We start from the raw sequence: 18,298 nt of genomic DNA, 5'->3' as shown, positions 1-18,298 counted from the left end.
TCGCGACGCAATGTCATTTCGCCGACACTAGTCCTCAAAGGGGTCCGTCACAAGTATTGTGTCGTCCCGCTCGGGGCTGGTCGAAAGAAGAGCAACCGGCGCACCGATCAGTTCTTCCACCTGGCGAACGTATTTGATCGCTTGCGCCGGAAGCTCCGCCCAGCTGCGTGCGCCGACCGTCGATTCCTTCCAGCCTTCGAGTGTAATATAGACTGGCTTTGCCGAAGCTTGCTGCGCTTGGCTTGCCGGCAGATGGTCGATCTGCTGTCCGTCCAGAGTATAACCGACGCAGATCTTCAGTTCGTCGAGACCATCGAGCACGTCGAGCTTGGTGAGCGCGATGCCGGTGATGCCATTGGCGGCAACGGACTGGCGCACCAGCGCCGCGTCGAACCAGCCGCAGCGGCGCTTGCGGCCCGTGACCGTGCCGAACTCATGGCCCTTTTCGCCGAGGAACTGGCCGATTTCATCGGTGAGTTCGGTCGGGAACGGGCCCTCACCGACGCGCGTCGTATAGGCCTTGGTGATGCCGAGGATATAGCCGAGAGAACCCGGGCCCATTCCCGAGCCGGCAGCAGCCTGGCCGGCAACCGTGTTCGACGAGGTGACGAACGGATAGGTGCCGTGGTCGATGTCGAGCAGCGTGCCCTGCGCGCCTTCGAACAGGATTCGCGCGCCCTTGCGGCGGGCCTTGTCGAGCAGCACCCAGACGGTGTCCATGAACGGCAGCACCTTGGCGGCAACAGAAGAAAGCTCCTGCATGATCGCCTCGTGGCTGATCTCCGCTTCACCGAGACCACGGCGCAGCGCATTGTGGTGGGTCAGCAGGCGATCGACCTTGGCCGGCAGGGTATCGAGATCGGCGAGGTCCATCACACGGATCGCGCGGCGGCCGACCTTGTCTTCGTAGGCCGGGCCGATGCCGCGGCGCGTGGTGCCGATCTTCGTGCCGCTGTTGGAGGCCGCATCTTCGCGGATGCCATCGAGCTCGCGGTGCAGCGACAGGATCAGCGTGGCATTGTCGGCGATGCGCAGGTTGTCCGGCGTGATCGCGATGCCCTGCTTGCCGAGCTTGTCGATTTCGGCGATCAGCGCGTGCGGGTCGATGACGACGCCATTGCCGATGACGGCGAGCTTGCCGGGACGCACGACGCCGGAAGGCAGGAGCGACAGCTTGTAGCTGACGCCGTCGATTACCAGCGTATGGCCGGCATTGTGTCCGCCCTGAAAGCGCACGACGATATCCGCGCGCTCGGAGAGCCAATCCACAATCTTGCCTTTGCCTTCGTCACCCCATTGGGAGCCGACCACTACGACATTCGTCATAATTCTCTTCCTGTGCAGGCGCGCAAACGAAGCTGCGCTGTTCTCAAACCCGCGCATCTATACTGTGTTGTCATCTGGAAAGCGACCCCGTTATATCCGGCGTTCCGCCCTTTTTGCATGACAAGGGCGGGATTTAGCGCCTATATCTTCGTCTCTCCCGCCATCGCGGCAACAGGTCGCCCATCCCCGCACAGGTCTGAGCATCGTGAATTCCAGGGCCTACTTCTATCTCTGCGTCACCGCACTCTTCTGGGGCGGCAATTCCGTCGCCGGCAAGATGGCGGTCGGACACGTAAGCCCGATGATGCTGACGACCTTGCGCTGGGTCTTCGCGCTGGTCGTCATCCTGGTGCTGATGACGCCGCAGATCCGACGCGACTGGGACAAGATCCGCAAGCACTGGCTGCAGCTTCTCGCCTACGGCGCGATCGGCTTCACCACCTTCAACGCGCTGCTCTATTCGGCGCTGAAATATACGAGTGCCATCAACGCCGTTATTCTCCAGGCCGGCATTCCGATGTTGATCTTCCTGTTCAACTTCGTGCTGTTTCGCACGCGGGCGTCGATCGCCCAGGTGATCGGCTTTACCGTCACCCTGATCGGCGTATTGGTGACTGCAGCCCATGGCGACATTTCGAGCCTGTTGACGCTCGAGTTCAATTTCGGCGACGCGTTGATGATCATCGCCTGCGTCGTCTATGCCGGCTATACCGTCGCACTGCGCTACAAGCCGACGATGCACTGGCAAAGCTTCATCGCGGCGCCTGCCTTCGGCGCGCTTCTAAGCGCCCTGCCGCTGCTCTTCTGGGAAATCGGCACCGGCACGGCGATCGCGCCGGATCCCACCGGCTGGATCATCGTTCTCTATGCGGCGATCTTCCCCTCGCTGATGTCGCAGGTGCTCTATGTCCGCGGCGTCGAGATGATCGGCGCCAACCGCGCCGGCCTGTTCATCAATGCCATTCCGGTCTTCGGGACGCTCCTTTCGGTGCTCCTGATCGGCGAGACCTTCCATCTCTTCCATCTCGTCGCGCTCCTGCTGGTGCTTGGCGGCATCGCGATCGCCGAAAGGGGCCGTCCGCGCTGACGACCCCTCGCGTCTGCCGAGCAGGCGTCGCGCAAAGATATCTCTTTTCATTGAAGGCTCGCTGGGGAGGCTTGGCGCCACCCAAAACCTCGCTCATTCCTGTGCTCGTCACAGGAATCTCTAGCAGTTCCGCTGGACCTGCGGCATCAGCCCAAGTCCTTGGACCCGACGGACGTCGGGTTGCTGGATTCCCGCCACAAGGGCGAGGATGAGGGGGAACGGGACACCCCTCGCGGCAGAAAGCCATCTTTAGGGGTTGTCAGCAGCCTGAATGGCGCCGTTTCCGGCGCCATTTTCATTTATCAGGCAAGAAGCCGCTCCATATAGAGCGCTTCCTCGCCGTAGCTTGAGAGCTTCAGTGCCAGCCGCTCGTCCATCCGGACTTCAAAACCCTGCCTCTCCCAGAAACTGCGGGATCCGTTGACGGAGACGAGCGACATCGACCGCAACGCTTCCGTTCTGGCGGCATCCTCCAGAACAGGAAGAATTCCGCCGCCCGCTCCGGAACCACGCATCTCGGGCAGAAGGGCGAGATCGTGGATGTACCAGGTGTCGGCGGCATCAGGAATTTCGCCAAGCATGCTGTTCAGCGACGGCGGCGCGCCACGAAGCCAAGGATGGCTCAACACGTAGCCACGCGACTGCCCGGCCGCGTCCAGCATGAAGCACCCGGCAGGGCTCAAGGCGATGCGGTCAGCAAGTACGGCATCGTCCTCGGGAAAGGCCTGGTGAACCACAAGCTGGATCTCCGATACGGAGGCGAGATCGGGCAGGCTTGCCTCGCGCCAGCGGAATGTCATTTCGGTCATTTCTCGTCACATGCGTTCGAAACAGGAAAACGCACCGGCGGCCACCGGTGCGTCTTCGATATGTCCCGTGATTGGGTCGGCACAGCGGCGGATCACACCGCCGCTTGCAGTGCCGGCGTCAATCGATGTTGAAGACCAGCGGCTTTGCCTGGCGGATTGCCTGATTGGCCCGCAGCTTGTCAAGAACAGCCTCGGAAACGGCGCCGTCAACGTAAAGCAGCGCAATCGCGTCGCCGCCTTCCTTCTCGCGGCCGAGCTGGAAGTTGGCGATGTTGACGCCGGCGTCACCGAGCGTCATGCCGATGAAGCCGATCATGCCGGGAACGTCGGTGTTGGTGATGTAGACCATGTGGCTGCCGACATCCGCATCAAGGTTGATGCCCTTGATCTGGATGAAGCGCGGCTTGCCGTCCGAAAACACCGTGCCGGCCACAGAGCGGGTCTGGTTGGCGGTCTTCACCGTCAGCTTGATGTAGCCGTCGAAGACGCCGGTCTTGTCGCGCTTGACCTCGGACAGGATGATGCCCTTTTCCTTGATCATCACCGGCGCCGAAACCATGTTGACGTCGGCGACCTGCGGGCGGATCAGACCGGCGAGAACCGCGCTCGTCAGCGCCTTGGTGTTCATGCCGGCGGTCGAGCCGTCATAGAGGATCTCGATTTCCTTGATCGCGCTCTCGGTCACCTGGCCGACGAAGGCGCCGAGAACGTCGGCAAGCCGGATGAACGGCTTCAGGATCGGGGCTTCCTCAGCCGTGATCGACGGCATGTTGATGGCGTTGGAGACGGCACCCTTGACCAGGTAGTCCGACATCTGCTCGGCCACCTGCAGGGCGACGTTCTCCTGGGCTTCCGTGGTCGAAGCGCCGAGATGCGGCGTGCAGACGACGTTCGGCAGGCCGAAGAGCGGGCTTTCGGTGGCGGGCTCGACCTCGAAGACGTCGAAGCCGGCGCCGGCAACATGGCCGGACTTGATCGCTTCGGCGAGCGCCTTCTCGTCGACGAGACCGCCACGAGCGCAGTTGACGATGCGCACGCCCGGCTTCGTCTTGGCCAGCGCTTCGGCACTCAGGATGTTGCGGGTCTTGTCGGTCAGCGGCACGTGCAGGGTGATGAAGTCGGCGTGGGCGAGCAGCTCGTCGAGTTCGACCTTGGTGACGCCCATTTCCTCGGCGCGCTCCTTGGACAGGAACGGGTCGTAGGCGAGAACGTGCATCTTCAGGCCGATGGCGCGCGAGCAGACGATCGAGCCGATGTTGCCGGCACCGATGACGCCGAGCGTCTTGCCGGTGATCTCGACACCCATGAAGCGCGACTTCTCCCACTTGCCGGCCTGCGTCGAGTTATCGGCGGCCGGAAGCTGGCGGGCAACGGCAAAGAGCAGCGCGATCGCGTGTTCGGCGGTCGTGATCGAGTTGCCGAAGGGCGTGTTCATCACGATGATACCGCGACGCGAGGCAGCCGGGATATCGACATTGTCGACGCCGATGCCGGCGCGGCCGATGACCTTGAGATTGGTCGCAGCCGCGATCAGCTTTTCCGTCGCCTTGGTGGCCGAGCGGATGGCAAGGCCGTCATAGTTGCCGATGATTTCGGCGAGCTTGTCCTTGTCCTTGCCGAGCTTCGGCTGGAAATCGACTTCGACGCCGCGATCGCGGAAGATCTGGACGGCGGTTTCCGACAGTTCGTCGGATACGAGAACGCGAGGTGCCATGAGGGCCTCCTTAAAGATCAGGTCTGAATGGGAATGCGGTTAGCCAAGCCTCGCTCCCATGGGGAGCGAAGCGGATCACTCAAATCAGTGTGAGATGCGGGCGAAGTCCATTGTTCCTCACCCCTTGTCTGATCAGGCCGCGGCCTGCGTCAGCGTTGCCTTCTGGGTCTCGAAGGCCCAGGTCAGCCACGGCATCAACGCTTTCATGTCGGCGGTCTCAATGGTGGCACCCGCCCAGATGCGAAGGCCCGACGGCGCATCGCGATAGTGGCCGATGTCGAAGGCGACGCCTTCCTTTTCGAGAAGCGCAACCACGCCCTTGGCGAAGGCCGCCTGTCCGTCGGCGTCGAGCGCCAATACGTCCTTGTCGACGATCTTCAGGCAGACCGAGGTGTTGGAGCGGGTCTCGTCCTTGACCGCGAGGTTGGCGATCCAGTCATTGGCGGCGACGAAGTCGAAGATCGCTTGCGCGTTGGCGTCAGCGCGGGCCATCAGGCCCTTGAGCCCGCCGACCTGCTGCGCCCAGAGGAGCGCATCGATATAGTCCTCGACGCAGAGCATCGACGGCGTGTTGATCGTCTCGCCGGTGAAGATGCCCTCGATCAGCTTGCCGCCCGAGGTCATGCGGAAGATCTTCGGCAGCGGCCAGGCCGGAACGTAGGTCAAGAGACGCTCGACGGCACGCGGCGACAGGATGATGACGCCGTGTGCGCCCTCACCGCCGAGAACCTTCTGCCAGGAGAAGGTGACGACATCGAGCTTGGCGAAATCAAGGTTCTGCGCAAAGGCGGCCGACGTCGCGTCGCAGATGGTCAGACCCTTGCGGTCGGCCGGAATGAAGTCGGCGTTCGGGACACGCACGCCGGAGGTCGTACCGTTCCAGGTGAAGACCACGTCGCGGTCGAAATCGACCTTGGCAAGATCGGGAAGTTCGCCGTAGCCGGCTTCGAACTTGCGCACGTCGGCAAGCTTCAGCTGCTTGACCACATCGGTCACCCAGCCGGCGCCAAAGCTTTCCCAGGCGACCATGTCGACGCCACGCTGACCGAGCAGCGACCACAGCGCCATTTCGACGGCGCCAGTATCGGAAGCGGGCACGATGCCGATGCGATAATCGGCCGGCACTTCAAGAATGTCACGGGTAAGATCAATGGCCTGCTTCAGCTTCGTCTTGCCGATCTTGGCGCGGTGCGAACGACCGAGCGGAGCATCGGAGAGAGCGTCGAGCGTCCAACCGGGGCGCTTCGAGCAAGGACCAGAAGAGAAATGGGTATTGTTCGGACGGAGGTCCGGCTGTGCAGGCTTTGCCATGTGCTATCCTTCCAGATAGATAGCCCTTCGTTGGGGAAGGGTGTCCCGCCGTCGTCGATATTGTGGACGGGACCGGAAGTCAAGCGCTTTGTCGCAATCGAGAAAATTTATGGCGCCGCGGGCAAGATCTGCAAAAGCAGAACGATGCCTGCCGACTGATTGTTGCCGGCCGGCACTTTCGTCCTGGCAATAGGCTGAGGCGATCGGCGGAACGATATGACCCGGTTGTCGCCGAAACTGTGGCGCTTCAAGGCGTTAGAAGGAGAAGCGCAGGCCGGCGCGGATCTCGTGACGGGACAGTCCGTCGTCGAAGCCCTTGTCGCCGGCAGCCCCCACCAGCGCCTCGGCGCCGAAGCCGAACATCTCGCCATCGGCGATATGGGAGTAACGATAGCCGACATCGAGCTTCAGCTGCTCGCTAAGATCATAGGAAACGCCCGCCATCAGCGCATAGGTGAAGCGCCAGCTGTCGCGCCCCTCATAGGAGGTCGAGGTGGGCGAACCGCCACAAGCACCAACGCTGGCCACACAAGTGGCGCGTTCGATTGCCGTGTCCCAGTTGAGGCGCGTTGCGCCGATGCCGCCGCCGACATAGGGCGTGAAGCCTGCGAGTGTGCCGAAATCCACATAGGCGTTCGCCATCAATCCAAGGGCGGAGTAATCGGCGCCGGTCGAGAAAGCGCAGGACGTGCCCGCCCCCTGCCCGGCACAAGGACCGGCAGAAGAAGATGAACCGCTGAACCGACCCTCGAAATAGTCGGCCGTCAGATCGGCGCGGAATGTATCGGTAAACTGGTAACCGACGCCGAGCGAACCGGAGAAGGGCTTGTCAAAGCGGGCATTGTCGAAGGAGACGCTGTCATAGGTCAGTGTGCCCGCATCGAAGGTCCGGTAATAGGGATCGCCCTCACCGCGCCAGGGTGCATAGCCGATATCGCCGCGCAGATAGATCGCGCTTGTGCCGACAGTTTCTTTCTCGATGGTGATCTCCGGGGCATTCAGGAGATCCTCGTCAGCAGCCAGCGCGGCGCCAGAGAGAAGCAGGCCGGCACCAAAAGCGGCTCCGCAGAACCCGTTTCGCCAATCCATGCCATGCCCTTTCACCGCTACTATCCGTGCGGGATGGAGCCATGCCGTCGCCGCTTCGTTCAGCGTTAACTATTGCAGCGACTGGTTAACCCCCGGTTAACCATGCCTGTTAGGAAACGGGCAAAGGTTGGGGGCAACGAAAAAGGCCACCCGAAGGTGGCCTTGGTACGTGTCGGATACTGTCCGATTACTTGTAGACGATCGGCGGCGGCTCGTAAGGCACTTCGCAGACATTGCCGAAGGAGTAGCGCAGACCAGCGCGCGCCTCGTGGATATAGAAGCCATCGTCGAAGCCCGGACCGCCGCCGTTGGCGTAGCCGAACATGTCGCCATCATCGACCTGGCGGAAGCGATAACCGATATCCGCCTTCAGGTTGCAGGTCAGGTCGATCGCGGTGCCGGCCATGAGGGCGTAGGTGAAGCGCCAGCTGTCCTTGCCGCCATGATTGGTCGTCGGGTCGCATCGGGTGGGGTCGCCATCTACGCAGCTCGTGTTGCGCAGCCCGTCCCAGCTCACGCGCGTCGCACCGATACCGGCGCCGACGTAAGGGGTGAAAGCACCGTAGGTGCCGATGTCCACATAGGCGTTGGCCATGAGGCTCCACGCAGAAACCGAGCTAATGTCTCGCGAAACGCAAGGCTCGCCCGGGAAGAGCCCGCAGCCGCCGCTGGTCGAGCCGGCAAAGTCGCCGTTGCCCCAGTAGTCGGCCGTGATGTCGGCGCGCAGGTAGTTGTTGAACTGATAACCGACACCGCCGCCGATTACCCAGGAATCATCGATATCAGCGGAATCGAAATCCGCGATCGAGCCGCTCGGCCCCCCCTGGTAGAAATTTGCGCCGCGCAGATGGTTCCAGGCGTAACCGACGTCTCCGCGCAGGTACCAGCCGCTGGTCTGGACGACCTCGACGGGCTGCTCCGGCACCGGCTCCATAGGCGGTTGGTAGACATCCGCAGCAAAAGCTGCTGTGCCGCTGAGCAACATAGCAACAACGCCACTCAAAATTCTCTTCATGGCCCACTCCAATACATTCCGTTGCTTGGTTCACCATGAAACCGGTGCCCAAATCCCGATGTTGGTTATGGATAATGAGGAGGAAAGGTTAAGTTCCAATTAACTACAAACGTTTACCGAGATTGTTAAGAAAGCAGCCTATTCTTGCGGTTGTTGTGCCGCTTTACTGTCGGCGATACTGTTCCCTTAAGGTGCAGCTAAATAATCGTCAGGACAACGCGCTCTCAAAGCCAGCAACGCTTTCAGATCGGAATTCCAAGGATGGAACGATCTCGTCCCGGGCACCGCTTTCAAGCCACAGCAGGACAAAAAAAGAGGCCGATGCGTCGCACCGGCCCTGGAGGGAAATCAGTCTCTGGGTGTCTCAGGCGGCGTTGCGAACGCTGCCGATGACATTGATCAGCTCGTCGACGATGCGCTCGACCTGGCCACGATCGTCGCCTTCCGCCATCACGCGAATGAGCGGCTCGGTGCCGGAGGGCCGGATCAGCAGGCGGCCGGACTTGGCGAGCTCCGCTTCGGCATCGGCGATCGCCTGGCGCACAGTGGCGTCTTCGAGCGGCTTGCCGGCGGAAACACGAACGTTCTTCAGCACCTGCGGCACCGGCTCGAAGCGGTGGCACACCTCGCTCACCGTCTTGCCCTGGCGCTTGATCACCGCGAGGATCTGCAGAGCAGCAACAAGGCCATCACCGGTTGTGCCAAAATCGGAGAGTACGATATGGCCGGACTGTTCGCCGCCGACGTTCAGGCCGTCCTGGCGCATCTGCTCGACGACATAGCGGTCGCCGACCTTCGTGCGCCGCAGATCGATGCCGCGTCCCTTGAGATAGCGCTCGAGGCCGAGGTTCGACATGACGGTGGCGGCAACAGCACCCCCGCGCAGCATGCCGTCTTCGGCCCAGCTATCGGCGATCACAGCCATCAGCTGGTCGCCATCGATGACTGTGCCGTTCTCATCGACGATCAGCACACGGTCGGCATCACCATCGAGCGCAATGCCGATGTCGGCGCGCACTTCGTGGACCTTTTTCGACAATGTGGCGGGATGGGTGGAGCCGCAATCGAGATTAATGTTGAGACCGTTCGGTTCGGTGCCGATGGTGACGACTTCCGCACCAAGCTCCCAAAGCGCCGTCGGCGCCACCTTGTAGGCTGCACCATTGGCGCAGTCGACGGCGATCCTGAGACCTTGAAGCGTGACGTCGCGCGGCAAGGTGCGCTTGGCATGTTCCAGATAGCGATAGATGTCGCCATCGACGCGCTTCGCGCGACCGATGTCTTCCGACTTCGCCAGCTGCCCCGAGAGATCCTGGTCGAGCAACGCCTCGATCTTCGCCTCGATATCGTCGGAAAGCTTGTAGCCGTCTGGGCCGAAAAGCTTGATGCCGTTGTCCTGGAAGGGATTGTGCGAGGCGGAGATCATCACGCCGATATCGGCCCGCAGCGAGCGGGTAAGCATGGCAACACCCGGCGTCGGAATCGGCCCGAGCAGGAAGACGTCAAGACCAGCGGCCGTAAAGCCCGCCACCATGGCGTTCTCGAGCATATAGCCCGAAAGGCGCGTATCCTTGCCGATCACCACGCGGTGGCGGTGAGCGCCGTTGCGAAAGATCGTACCGACCGCAATGCCGACCCGCATCGCCAGATCCGGTGTCATCGGAAACAAGTTGGACTGGCCGCGGATACCGTCGGTGCCGAAATACTTTCGCTTCATAAGAACTCCATCGTTCTGCCGGGTCAGGGCTGGCTTGGCCACCTCCGCCTGTCTGCGTTTTCCGCGACTGGGTTTCATTGACCGGACCTCATTCATACTTCTTGAATGCCGTCTGCCTGGCGATCAGCATTCCGTTCAAGGACAGCCATCGCAAACACGTCATGTCTTCTTTGACACAAAAGCGCAGCAAACGGCAGCGAGCCTAACATCAGAAATCGTTACATCCCGTTACCAAATGCCAGAGGCCGCGTGGCAACGAAAAGCCGCCGCTCCACTTGAGGAGCGGCGGCTCGGATATACTGCCAACCGTGGCAATTATTGCGGCTGTGGCTCGAACCCACCTTCGGATTCTTCGCCCTTGCCCGCCGGACCTTCCTTCTTGGAACCTGCCGAAGGAACGGCCGAGCCGCGATGCGGCGGCGTGTCGTCGCCAAGGTCGCGCGCCGGCTTTTCGCCGCGGATCAGCGCCTTGATCTCTTCGCCCGTCAAGGTTTCGTATTCCAGCAGCCCTTCCGCCAGCGCCACGAATTCGTGGTTCTTCTCGGTGAGGATCTTGCGGGCGGTCTCGTAGGCCTCATCGATCAGACGACGGATTTCGTTGTCGATCTTCTGCGCGGTCGCCTCAGAAACGTTCTTCTGCTGGGCAACGGAGTGGCCAAGGAAGACTTCCTGCTGGTTCTCACCATAGGAAACCTGGCCGAGCTGGTCGGAGAAGCCCCACTGCGTCACCATCGCACGGGCAAGCTTGGTCGCCTGCTCGATATCCGACGATGCGCCCGAGGTGATGTTCTCCTTGCCGAAGGTCAGTTCCTCGGCAACGCGTCCGCCCATCATGATGGCAAGGCGCGAGACCATCCACTTGTAGCTCATCGAATAGCGGTCGCCTTCCGGCAGCTGCATGACCATGCCAAGCGCCCGTCCACGCGGAATGATCGTCGCCTTGTGCAGCGGATCGGCCGAGGGAACGTTGAGCGCCAGGATCGCGTGACCGGCTTCGTGATAGGCGGTCAGCTTCTTCTCGGCTTCGGTCATGGCCGACGAGCGACGCTCCGCACCCATCATGATCTTGTCCTTGGCATCCTCGAATTCGAGCATGGTGACAAGACGCTTGTTTCGGCGGGCGGCCATCAGCGCCGCCTCGTTGACGAGGTTCATGAGGTCAGCACCGGAGAAGCCGGGCGTACCGCGTGCAAGCACCTTGAGGTCGACGTTCGGCGCCAGCGGCACGTTGCGCACATGCACCTTGAGGATGCGTTCGCGGCCGTTGATATCCGGGTTCGGCACGACGACCTGGCGGTCGAAGCGGCCGGGACGCAGCAGTGCCGGATCGAGAACATCAGGACGGTTAGTCGCCGCGATCAGGATGATGCCTTCGTTTGCCTCGAACCCGTCCATCTCGACCAGCAACTGGTTGAGCGTCTGTTCGCGCTCGTCATTGCCGCCGCCGAGACCGGCGCCACGATGGCGACCGACAGCGTCGATTTCGTCGATGAAGATGATGCAGGGCGCATTCTTCTTTGCCTGCTCGAACATGTCACGCACACGGCTGGCGCCAACGCCGACGAACATTTCGACGAAGTCGGAACCGGAGATCGTGAAGAACGGCACGTTGGCTTCGCCGGCTACGGAGCGTGCAAGCAGCGTCTTACCGGTACCGGGAGGGCCGACGAGCAGCACACCGCGCGGAATGCGTCCGCCGAGGCGCTGGAACTTCTGCGGGTCGCGCAGGAATTCGACGATTTCTTCGAGGTCCTGCTTGGCTTCGTCGACGCCGGCGACGTCGTCAAAGGTGACGCGGCCATGCGCTTCCGTCAGAAGCTTGGCCTTGGACTTGCCAAAGCCCATGGCGCCGCGCGACCCGCCCTGCATCTGGCGCATGAAGAACAGCCAGACGCCGAGGATCAGAAGCATCGGAAGAAGCGTGCCGATGTAGCTCAGGAAGCCGGACGAGCCGTCGGTTTCCGGGCGAACCGTGACCGTCACGTCCTTGGCTTCAAGGCGCTCGGTCAGCGCCGTATCGACTGAAGGCGCATAGGTCTGGAACGTTGCGCCGCTTTCGGAATAGCTGCCGATCACTTTCGAGCCGGTGATCACGACTTCCTTGACGCGGCTCGCATCCACGTCCTTGAGGAATTGCGAGAACGGGATCTCGCGCGAGCCGGTGCGCTCCGTCGGCTGCTGGAACATGCTGAACAACGCGATCAGCAGAAGCGCTATGATTGCCCAAAGGGCAAGATTACGAAAATTAGGGTTCATCGAACTCCCCGGAACCTGTCACGGCCCGCGCATTTCGCCGGGCCGCTGTCTTGCTCCCTAACATAGGGTTCTGGCGACGCATTGCCAAGGCAAACCGGCTTCTACCGTTCCATTTCTGTCAATAGATCGTGAACCGGTGGCGGAAGATAACGCTCTCGTCCGAACAATCCGGCGATCCTGTCTGCCATGATCCTGTCGAAACTCGGCAAAAAGGTGTCGTAGAGGCCGATCCTCGGCTCGATTGTGGCAGATGCGACATTTTTGACGTCGTCGGACACGATGCGGGGCGCCGACAACGACACACGACCGGCAACGCCCGGTGGCAGGCCTGCGGCAATAAGTCTCTGCTGTTGTGGTCCGCGACCGCCTTCCACCGTCAGCGCAAGAGGACCGTCGCCACCATTGCGGATCAGAAGGCGGTCATCCCAGACGCCGGTTTGCCCAGCCTGCAACGTCAGATCCTCGATACCGCGCGCCTCCCGATAGAGATAGAGCCCGGTCGAGCGCCGGTCGAAGACGACGCGTCCCGCGGTCAGCCGCCCCGGTGTCCCCTGCTCCAGGAAATTTGCCAGCCGTTCCACCGTCTCGGCCGCAGGCAGATGTGCACGGCCGCCGAGGACGGTCGCCAGCGCAAGCAGCGCCCGTTGCCAATCGATGTCGCGGCATTGGCCGGCCATCGAAGAAGGGATTTCCGCGACCAACCCCGCATGCACCCGCACGTGCCGTTCGAGCAGGGCGGCGGCAGCTGCCGACGATCGCGCCCGGGACCGGGCGTCCCAGGCGCCGGCACCGGTCTCCAGCGAAGATGCCAACGCGGTCCGCGCACGTACCCGCTCGAAGCGCGTGTTCAGGTTGCTCGGATCATCGAACCAGCCGACTTTGCGGTCGGTGAGAAAGGCGCGAATGGCTGTGCGGTCGAGCGTGAGGAACGGTCGCAGCACCCAGATGCGCCGGTCATAGAGCGTGGCCTCCGCCATGCCCGCGGCACCGGGTCCCTCCCCGCGCTGTGCGCGCATCAGGATCGTCTCTCGCTGGTCGTCGAGCGTGTGACCGGTGACGATTGAGGACGTTTCGAAGCACTGCGCAGCGTCGGCCAGCAATGCATAGCGCGCCTCGCGCGCCGCCGCCTGAATGCCGGTCCTGGGCTTCGGCCCGTCCCATCGGGTGATGATATGCGGTACACCCAGGCTCTCGCAAAAGGCCGCGACACCGCGCGCCTCATCGGCCGATTCCGGCCTCAGCGCATGATCGACCGTGCAGGCGGCCAGAGAAAACTGTGTGGGCTTGGTTGCCTCGATCGCCTCGTTGAGAGCGAGAAGCAGTCCTTTCGAGTCGCTCCCGCCGGAGACGGCCACGAGAATACGTGCTGGTCCGTCGAAGGAGGCAAGAAATCGTTTTGCCGTTTCGACAACGGCCATTGGCGGGTGGGCCTCAGCAGCCAAAACGGCTCTGCTCGCTCGTCACCTTTGCCTTTACCGCCGGCGAAGCCTTCGGGTAGCGCTTGTTGACCTCGCGCAGCGTCGCGCAGGCAGTTTCCTTGTTGTCGAGCGCGCCCAGCGACATGCCGAGCTTCAGCAGCATTTCCGGCGCCTTCGGCGACTTGCCGTGGGCCTGGTGCGCGTTCAGGAAGGTCTTGGCCGCGTCACTGTATTTGCCCTGCGAATATTGCGCCTCGCCCAGCCAGAAGCTGGCATCGGCCGCCTTGTCGCCCTGCGGGAACGCGGCCAGATAGTCGCCGAATTCCTGTTCCGCCATGCTGTAGTCACCGGAGAGAACGTGGCCGTAGGCCGACTGGTAGAGATCGCCGGGATTGTCGAGCGAGGCGGTCTGCTGATTGCCCGGGTTAGCGTTCAGGCCACCATCGTCGGCGGGCAGACCCGCACCGGCTTCGACACCCGGAGGCGTCGCGTTCGCGCCAGGTTGAGCATCGGTTGTCGCCGAAACCGGATTGCCGCTCTGGTCGAAGACGATCTGGCCAAGCGTGGTCGGCGCAGCCGCGCCATTGGAACCCTGGCTACCAGCCGAAGGAAGACCGGAGGCAGCCATGTCGCTGCCGCCSCCTGCCGGTGCCATCGTCTGGCTATCCGTCACCCCGGGGGTGACGGACGCCTGATCGCTGGTCTTCGGCGTCTGCAATGCGCCGCTCTTCTTCGGGGAGGCCTTGCCGCTTTCCAGGTCCTGGAAGCGGAACTCGTTGTCCTCCTGGAACTTCCGGATCTGCTCCTGCATCTGCAGCAGCTGGAAGCTCATTTCCTCGATACGCCCGTTGAGGGAGCGGATCTGTTCCTCAAGCTGGCCAAGCCGTGCGGTCTCGGCCGACTGCACCTTCACCACGGGCAGGTTCTGCGCGCCGGCTTGAGTTTCAGTCGTTCGGGCCAGCAGCCCTGAAAGCGGCATGGCGTTCGCCGTCTGGCCCAGGCCCGCAAGGGCCGCAAGACCGATCAGCCCCGCCACGACAAATTTCTTCATTTCATTTGTCCTGTTCGAATACCGGTTGTCCCACCCTTGACCAGGCCCCGCAATACATCTCGCCGAGTCAACTGGGTGATTGCCGCACAGTTTTCCAATTGCCCTGAAAAAGCAACGGAGTTCGGCCAAAGTGTGGTAAAAAAGCAAAGGGCGGCTGAGAGCCGCCCTTTTAATTTAGAAGTCTGTGATCTTAGGAACACGAGCATTCCCCCGAACACGTCATGCTACCCGACCGAGCCAGGCTCGGCCGTGAGATTACATGCCAGCGCCACCGAGGACGGTAACCGCGCGGCGGTTCTGCGACCAGCACGAGATGTCGTCGCAGACGGCAACCGGCTTTTCCTTGCCGTAGGAGATCGTCTTCATGCGGTTTGCCGGAACGCCCTGGCTAACGAGGTAGTCGCGGGTGGAGGCCGCACGGCGGGCGCCGAGCGCAAGGTTGTATTCGCGCGTGCCGCGTTCGTCGGCATGGCCTTCGATCGTGATTGCGTAGTTCGGGTACTTGGCGAGCCACTGAGCCTGGCGGGCGAGCGTCTGCTGCGCGTCGGCACGGATCGAGGTGGAGTCGGTGTCGAAGAAGATGCGGTCGCCGACGTTGACGGTGAAGTCCTGCTGCGAACCCGGCGTTGCGGCGCCCGCGCCGCCGAGGCCGAGCTCGTTGGCATTGTTCGGCATGTTCTTCTTCGATGCACAGCCAGCGATAGCAAGCGTCATGACCAGGGCGATCATGACCGGGTTGCGAGCGATGGTCTGCATGCGGCCTACGGCCGGGGTGTCAATTCGGCTCATGCGCCGGTCTCCTTGGGAAGTGTCTGAATTCACGGTTGCCAGACTGTAACCGGAAGCGGTTAATCGCTTTTCAACAGTTATGGTTAACAAATCGATAATTTTAGCTCGGGGCCTGCTAGACCAGCACTTTGCGGCGAGAAAGCGGCATCGCTGCCACATTTTCCCGCCGCAAATCGGGTCAGGCCAGAGCGGGATGAGGAAAACTGTGTGCGGTTTTCCGCCCGCATCCCGCTCCTCACCGTGATCTACTCAAGCAGCGGCGACCAGGCCGGGTCGGATGCGAAGCCCTGCGTCTGGATCGGCTGCTCGTTGTAGCCGGAAATATCGATCGAATAGAGCTGCGGTCCGCCGGCACCGGCGCCCTGACGGAAGAACATCAGCACGCGGCCGTTCGGCGCCCAGGTCGGCCCCTCGTTGTGGAAGCCGGTGGTCAGGATGCGTTCGCCCGAACCGTCGGGCTTCATCACGCCGATCGAGAACTTGCCGCCCGACTGCTTGGTGAAGGCGATGAGGTCCCCGCGCGGCGACCAGACCGGCGTCGAATAGCGACCGTCTCCGAAGGAGATACGGCGCTGGCCCGAGCCGTCGGCACCCATCACATAGATCTGCTGGCCGCCGCCACGATCGCTTTCAAAAGCGATCTGGCTGCCGTCAGGCGAATAGGACGGTGCCGTGTCGATCGCGGCCGTGTTGGTTAGGCGTGTCGTCGTGCGCGAGCGCAGGTCCATCGTATAGATGTTCGCGTTACCGTCCTGCTGAAGGCTCATGATCACGCGCTGGCCATCAGGCGAGAAGCGCGGCGAAAACGTCATGCCGGGGAAGTTGCCGACGACTTCGCGCTGTCCGGTTTCGAGTTGTAGCAGGTAGACGCGCGGCTGCTGGTTTTCGAACGACATGTAGGTGACTTCCTGGCGGTTCGGCGAGAAGCGCGGCGTCAGAACGATGTCGTTGGAATTGGTGAGCGCACGGGCATTGAAACCGTCCTGGTCCATGATCGCCAGCTGACGCTTGCGCGCCGTCTTCGGCCCGCTTTCGGCGACATAGACGATGCGGGTGTCGAAATAGCCCTTTTCACCGGTGACGCTCTCATAGATGGCATCGGCGATGATGTGGGCGACGCGGCGCCAGTTTTCCGGCTGGGTGAAGAACTGCTGGCCGGTCATCTGCTTGCTACCGAACGTATCCCACAGGCGGAACTCGGCCTTCAGCCTGCCGTCGCCTTCCTGCGTCACGCGGCCGGTGACAAGCGCCTGCGCATTGATGACCTTCCAGTCCTCGAAGCGCGGCGTGGCGTCAGGATTGCTGATCTTCTCGATGAAGGCGCCCTTGTTGATCGGTGCGAATAGGCCGGACCGCTTGAGGTCCGCTGCGACCACGTCGGAGATCTTCTGGCCGAGTTCACCCTGGAGGAAGTCGGTAACCGCGATCGGCAGGGGCTCGACCTTGCCCTTGTTGATGTCGATGACAACTTCCGCGTTTGCGGGCGCTGCCGCCACGACGGCGACCAACATGCCCGCAGCCACCATCAGGGCACGGAAAAGAGAGACCTTGATCATAGAGACAAGCCTTTCAGCTTAGTATGAAGGGTTTGCAGGGTTGGTTTGCTATCCGGCATGGGTTCCAATCCCGGCAGCGTTAAAGCGCGAATTCCGAGGGGTCGAAATTCAGCACGAGGGTATTCCATCCTTTTTCGCCTTCATATTTTTCAGGCGGCAGGTTTTGTAGCGGAGCTGAGCGGCGGAGCGCGCGCATGGTGCTGCTTTCAACGGCGCGGCGCGTACCCTCAGGCCCGCCAGTTGCAGTGACCTCAGGCTCGCCGACGATGTTGCCGGCCGGATCGAGCTGTACGCGGATCGTGACGCGAACCTCCGCGACACCAGTCAAGCCCGCGGTCAGCGCCCAATTGCTCTGGATCTGGCCCTTCACGCCGTCGATCTCGTTGGCGCTGAGGCCCACGCCGACGGTCTTCTTGCCGCCGAGCGCCGCCTCTTGCGTCGAGCGCTTGGCGCCACCGGCGGACGGATCCTGCCGGTTGAGCAGCGCTGCAATCTCGTCGGCGTTGAACTTGCTTTCCTCGGTGGAGGCTGCCTTCTTCTGTTCCTTCGGCGTTGCCTCGTTCTTGCGCTCAGGCGTCTTGGCGCTCTGGGCCGGCTTTTCGACCTTGGGCTTTGCGGCCGGCGTCGGCACCTTTTCGGGCAACGCTTCGGCTTCCGGGTTCTCCGCCGGCTTTTCTTCGGCTGGCGCCGGTTCCGGCTTGGTTTCCGGTTTCACTTCCTGCTTCGGTTCCGGCAATGCCGCAACTTCGGTCGCAGGCTCGGAGGCGGGCTTCGTCTCCTCGACCTTCTTGATTTCCTGCTCGACCGGATCAGGCGTCGGCTCGGGCTTTTCGTTCTTTTCCGGTGAGGCCGTGGCTTCGCTCTTCGACGGCTTGGCATTCGGCGTCGGCGGCGTCTTCAGATCGGTATCGTTGTCGCCGACATTCTCGGCAGGTTGGTTCGTTTCCGGACGCTTGGTCGGAACCGGCGACGACGTCTCCTTCTTCGGCGCCTTCTTGTCGCCCTGCTGAACCTGCGTCATTTCCGAATAGGGAACGATGTCGACGGGCAGAGCCTCGACGTCGGCGACCTGGAAGTCAGCCGGGCTGCCGAGCGACACCAGCGCCCAGGTCAGAACCAGGGCGTGGAGGACAGCAGATGTAGCAAGACTGCCCTTCATC

Annotated in this window: 14 protein-coding genes; 1 reads left to right on the top strand and 13 read right to left on the bottom strand. The window is 62.2% G+C overall.

Annotated elements, in window-relative coordinates:
• Window positions 1–27: 27 nt before the first annotated feature.
• Window positions 28–1,326: an adenylosuccinate synthase gene (locus ASE60_RS27240; RefSeq protein ID WP_057254708.1), complete on the bottom strand. Its 1,299-nt coding sequence runs from the start codon at window positions 1,324–1,326 to the stop codon at window positions 28–30.
• Between the two features lie 205 nt (window positions 1,327–1,531).
• Between ASE60_RS27240 and ASE60_RS27235 the strand changes: the two genes are divergently transcribed.
• On the top strand, window positions 1,532–2,413 hold the full coding sequence (locus ASE60_RS27235) for a DMT family transporter (RefSeq protein ID WP_057254707.1): 882 nt from the start codon (window positions 1,532–1,534) through the stop codon (window positions 2,411–2,413).
• A gap of 302 nt (window positions 2,414–2,715) precedes the next feature.
• Here ASE60_RS27235 and ASE60_RS27230 read toward each other — a convergent pair whose 3' ends face one another.
• The 12 genes from ASE60_RS27230 to ASE60_RS27175 all read right to left on the bottom strand — a co-directional run bounded on the left by ASE60_RS27230 (window position 2,716) and on the right by ASE60_RS27175 (window position 18,297).
• Entirely contained in the window at window positions 2,716–3,222 is a 507-nt protein-coding gene (locus ASE60_RS27230; protein ID WP_057254706.1) for a GNAT family N-acetyltransferase, read from the bottom strand.
• A 118-nt stretch (window positions 3,223–3,340) separates the two neighbouring features.
• On the bottom strand, window positions 3,341–4,936 hold the full coding sequence (serA, locus tag ASE60_RS27225) for a phosphoglycerate dehydrogenase (RefSeq protein WP_057254705.1): 1,596 nt from the start codon (window positions 4,934–4,936) through the stop codon (window positions 3,341–3,343).
• Window positions 4,937–5,068: 132 nt separating this feature from the next.
• A complete protein-coding gene (locus tag ASE60_RS27220; RefSeq protein WP_057254704.1) occupies window positions 5,069–6,247 on the bottom strand; it encodes a phosphoserine transaminase in 1,179 nt (392 codons plus the stop codon).
• 255 nt (window positions 6,248–6,502) lie between these two features.
• Window positions 6,503–7,336, bottom strand: a complete 834-nt coding sequence (locus tag ASE60_RS27215; RefSeq protein ID WP_057254703.1) for an outer membrane protein — start codon at window positions 7,334–7,336, stop codon at window positions 6,503–6,505.
• 187 nt (window positions 7,337–7,523) lie between these two features.
• The gene (locus ASE60_RS27210; protein WP_057254702.1) at window positions 7,524–8,351 is read right to left on the bottom strand and encodes an outer membrane protein; all 828 of its coding nucleotides are present in this window, start codon (window positions 8,349–8,351) and stop codon (window positions 7,524–7,526) included.
• A 364-nt stretch (window positions 8,352–8,715) separates the two neighbouring features.
• Window positions 8,716–10,068, bottom strand: a complete 1,353-nt coding sequence (gene glmM, locus ASE60_RS27205; RefSeq protein WP_057254701.1) for a phosphoglucosamine mutase — start codon at window positions 10,066–10,068, stop codon at window positions 8,716–8,718.
• 315 nt (window positions 10,069–10,383) lie between these two features.
• The gene (ftsH, locus tag ASE60_RS27200) at window positions 10,384–12,324 is read right to left on the bottom strand and encodes an ATP-dependent zinc metalloprotease FtsH (protein ID WP_057254700.1); all 1,941 of its coding nucleotides are present in this window, start codon (window positions 12,322–12,324) and stop codon (window positions 10,384–10,386) included.
• A gap of 101 nt (window positions 12,325–12,425) precedes the next feature.
• The gene (gene tilS / locus ASE60_RS27195; RefSeq protein ID WP_057254699.1) at window positions 12,426–13,742 is read right to left on the bottom strand and encodes a tRNA lysidine(34) synthetase TilS; all 1,317 of its coding nucleotides are present in this window, start codon (window positions 13,740–13,742) and stop codon (window positions 12,426–12,428) included.
• Window positions 13,743–13,755: 13 nt separating this feature from the next.
• Window positions 13,756–14,793, bottom strand: a complete 1,038-nt coding sequence (gene ybgF / locus ASE60_RS27190; protein ID WP_057254698.1) for a tol-pal system protein YbgF — start codon at window positions 14,791–14,793, stop codon at window positions 13,756–13,758.
• 255 nt (window positions 14,794–15,048) lie between these two features.
• Window positions 15,049–15,582 (bottom strand): peptidoglycan-associated lipoprotein Pal, encoded by a 534-nt coding sequence (pal, locus tag ASE60_RS27185; protein ID WP_057254697.1) that lies wholly within the window; start codon window positions 15,580–15,582, stop codon window positions 15,049–15,051.
• Between the two features lie 245 nt (window positions 15,583–15,827).
• Window positions 15,828–17,138, bottom strand: coding sequence for a Tol-Pal system beta propeller repeat protein TolB (tolB, locus tag ASE60_RS27180; protein ID WP_057254696.1), 1,311 nt, complete (start codon window positions 17,136–17,138; stop codon window positions 15,828–15,830).
• A gap of 79 nt (window positions 17,139–17,217) precedes the next feature.
• A complete protein-coding gene (locus ASE60_RS27175) occupies window positions 17,218–18,297 on the bottom strand; it encodes a hypothetical protein (protein WP_057254695.1) in 1,080 nt (359 codons plus the stop codon).
• Window position 18,298: the final 1 nt, after the last annotated feature.

Source organism: Ensifer sp. Root278, from assembly GCF_001429285.1.
GTDB lineage: Bacteria > Pseudomonadota > Alphaproteobacteria > Rhizobiales > Rhizobiaceae > Ensifer.
Note: the sequence above shows the minus strand (reverse complement) of the source record. Positions and strands in the feature narration are given on the sequence as shown.

What these genes read in the sequence shown, in the direction of transcription:
- tolB (WP_057254696.1), bottom strand. Translation starts at nt 17,138, where the DNA reads ATGATCAAGGTCTCTCTTTTCCGTGCCCTGATGGTGGCTGCGGGCATG.
- ASE60_RS27215 (WP_057254703.1), bottom strand. Translation starts at nt 7,336, where the DNA reads ATGGATTGGCGAAACGGGTTCTGCGGAGCCGCTTTTGGTGCCGGCCTG.
- ASE60_RS27240 (WP_057254708.1), bottom strand. Translation starts at nt 1,326, where the DNA reads ATGACGAATGTCGTAGTGGTCGGCTCCCAATGGGGTGACGAAGGCAAA.
- ASE60_RS27210 (WP_057254702.1), bottom strand. Translation starts at nt 8,351, where the DNA reads ATGAAGAGAATTTTGAGTGGCGTTGTTGCTATGTTGCTCAGCGGCACA.
- ftsH (WP_057254700.1), bottom strand. Translation starts at nt 12,324, where the DNA reads ATGAACCCTAATTTTCGTAATCTTGCCCTTTGGGCAATCATAGCGCTT.
- glmM (WP_057254701.1), bottom strand. Translation starts at nt 10,068, where the DNA reads ATGAAGCGAAAGTATTTCGGCACCGACGGTATCCGCGGCCAGTCCAAC.
- ASE60_RS27175 (WP_057254695.1), bottom strand. Translation starts at nt 18,297, where the DNA reads ATGAAGGGCAGTCTTGCTACATCTGCTGTCCTCCACGCCCTGGTTCTG.
- tilS (WP_057254699.1), bottom strand. Translation starts at nt 13,742, where the DNA reads ATGGCCGTTGTCGAAACGGCAAAACGATTTCTTGCCTCCTTCGACGGA.
- ASE60_RS27230 (WP_057254706.1), bottom strand. Translation starts at nt 3,222, where the DNA reads ATGACCGAAATGACATTCCGCTGGCGCGAGGCAAGCCTGCCCGATCTC.
- ASE60_RS27220 (WP_057254704.1), bottom strand. Translation starts at nt 6,247, where the DNA reads ATGGCAAAGCCTGCACAGCCGGACCTCCGTCCGAACAATACCCATTTC.
- pal (WP_057254697.1), bottom strand. Translation starts at nt 15,582, where the DNA reads ATGAGCCGAATTGACACCCCGGCCGTAGGCCGCATGCAGACCATCGCT.
- serA (WP_057254705.1), bottom strand. Translation starts at nt 4,936, where the DNA reads ATGGCACCTCGCGTTCTCGTATCCGACGAACTGTCGGAAACCGCCGTC.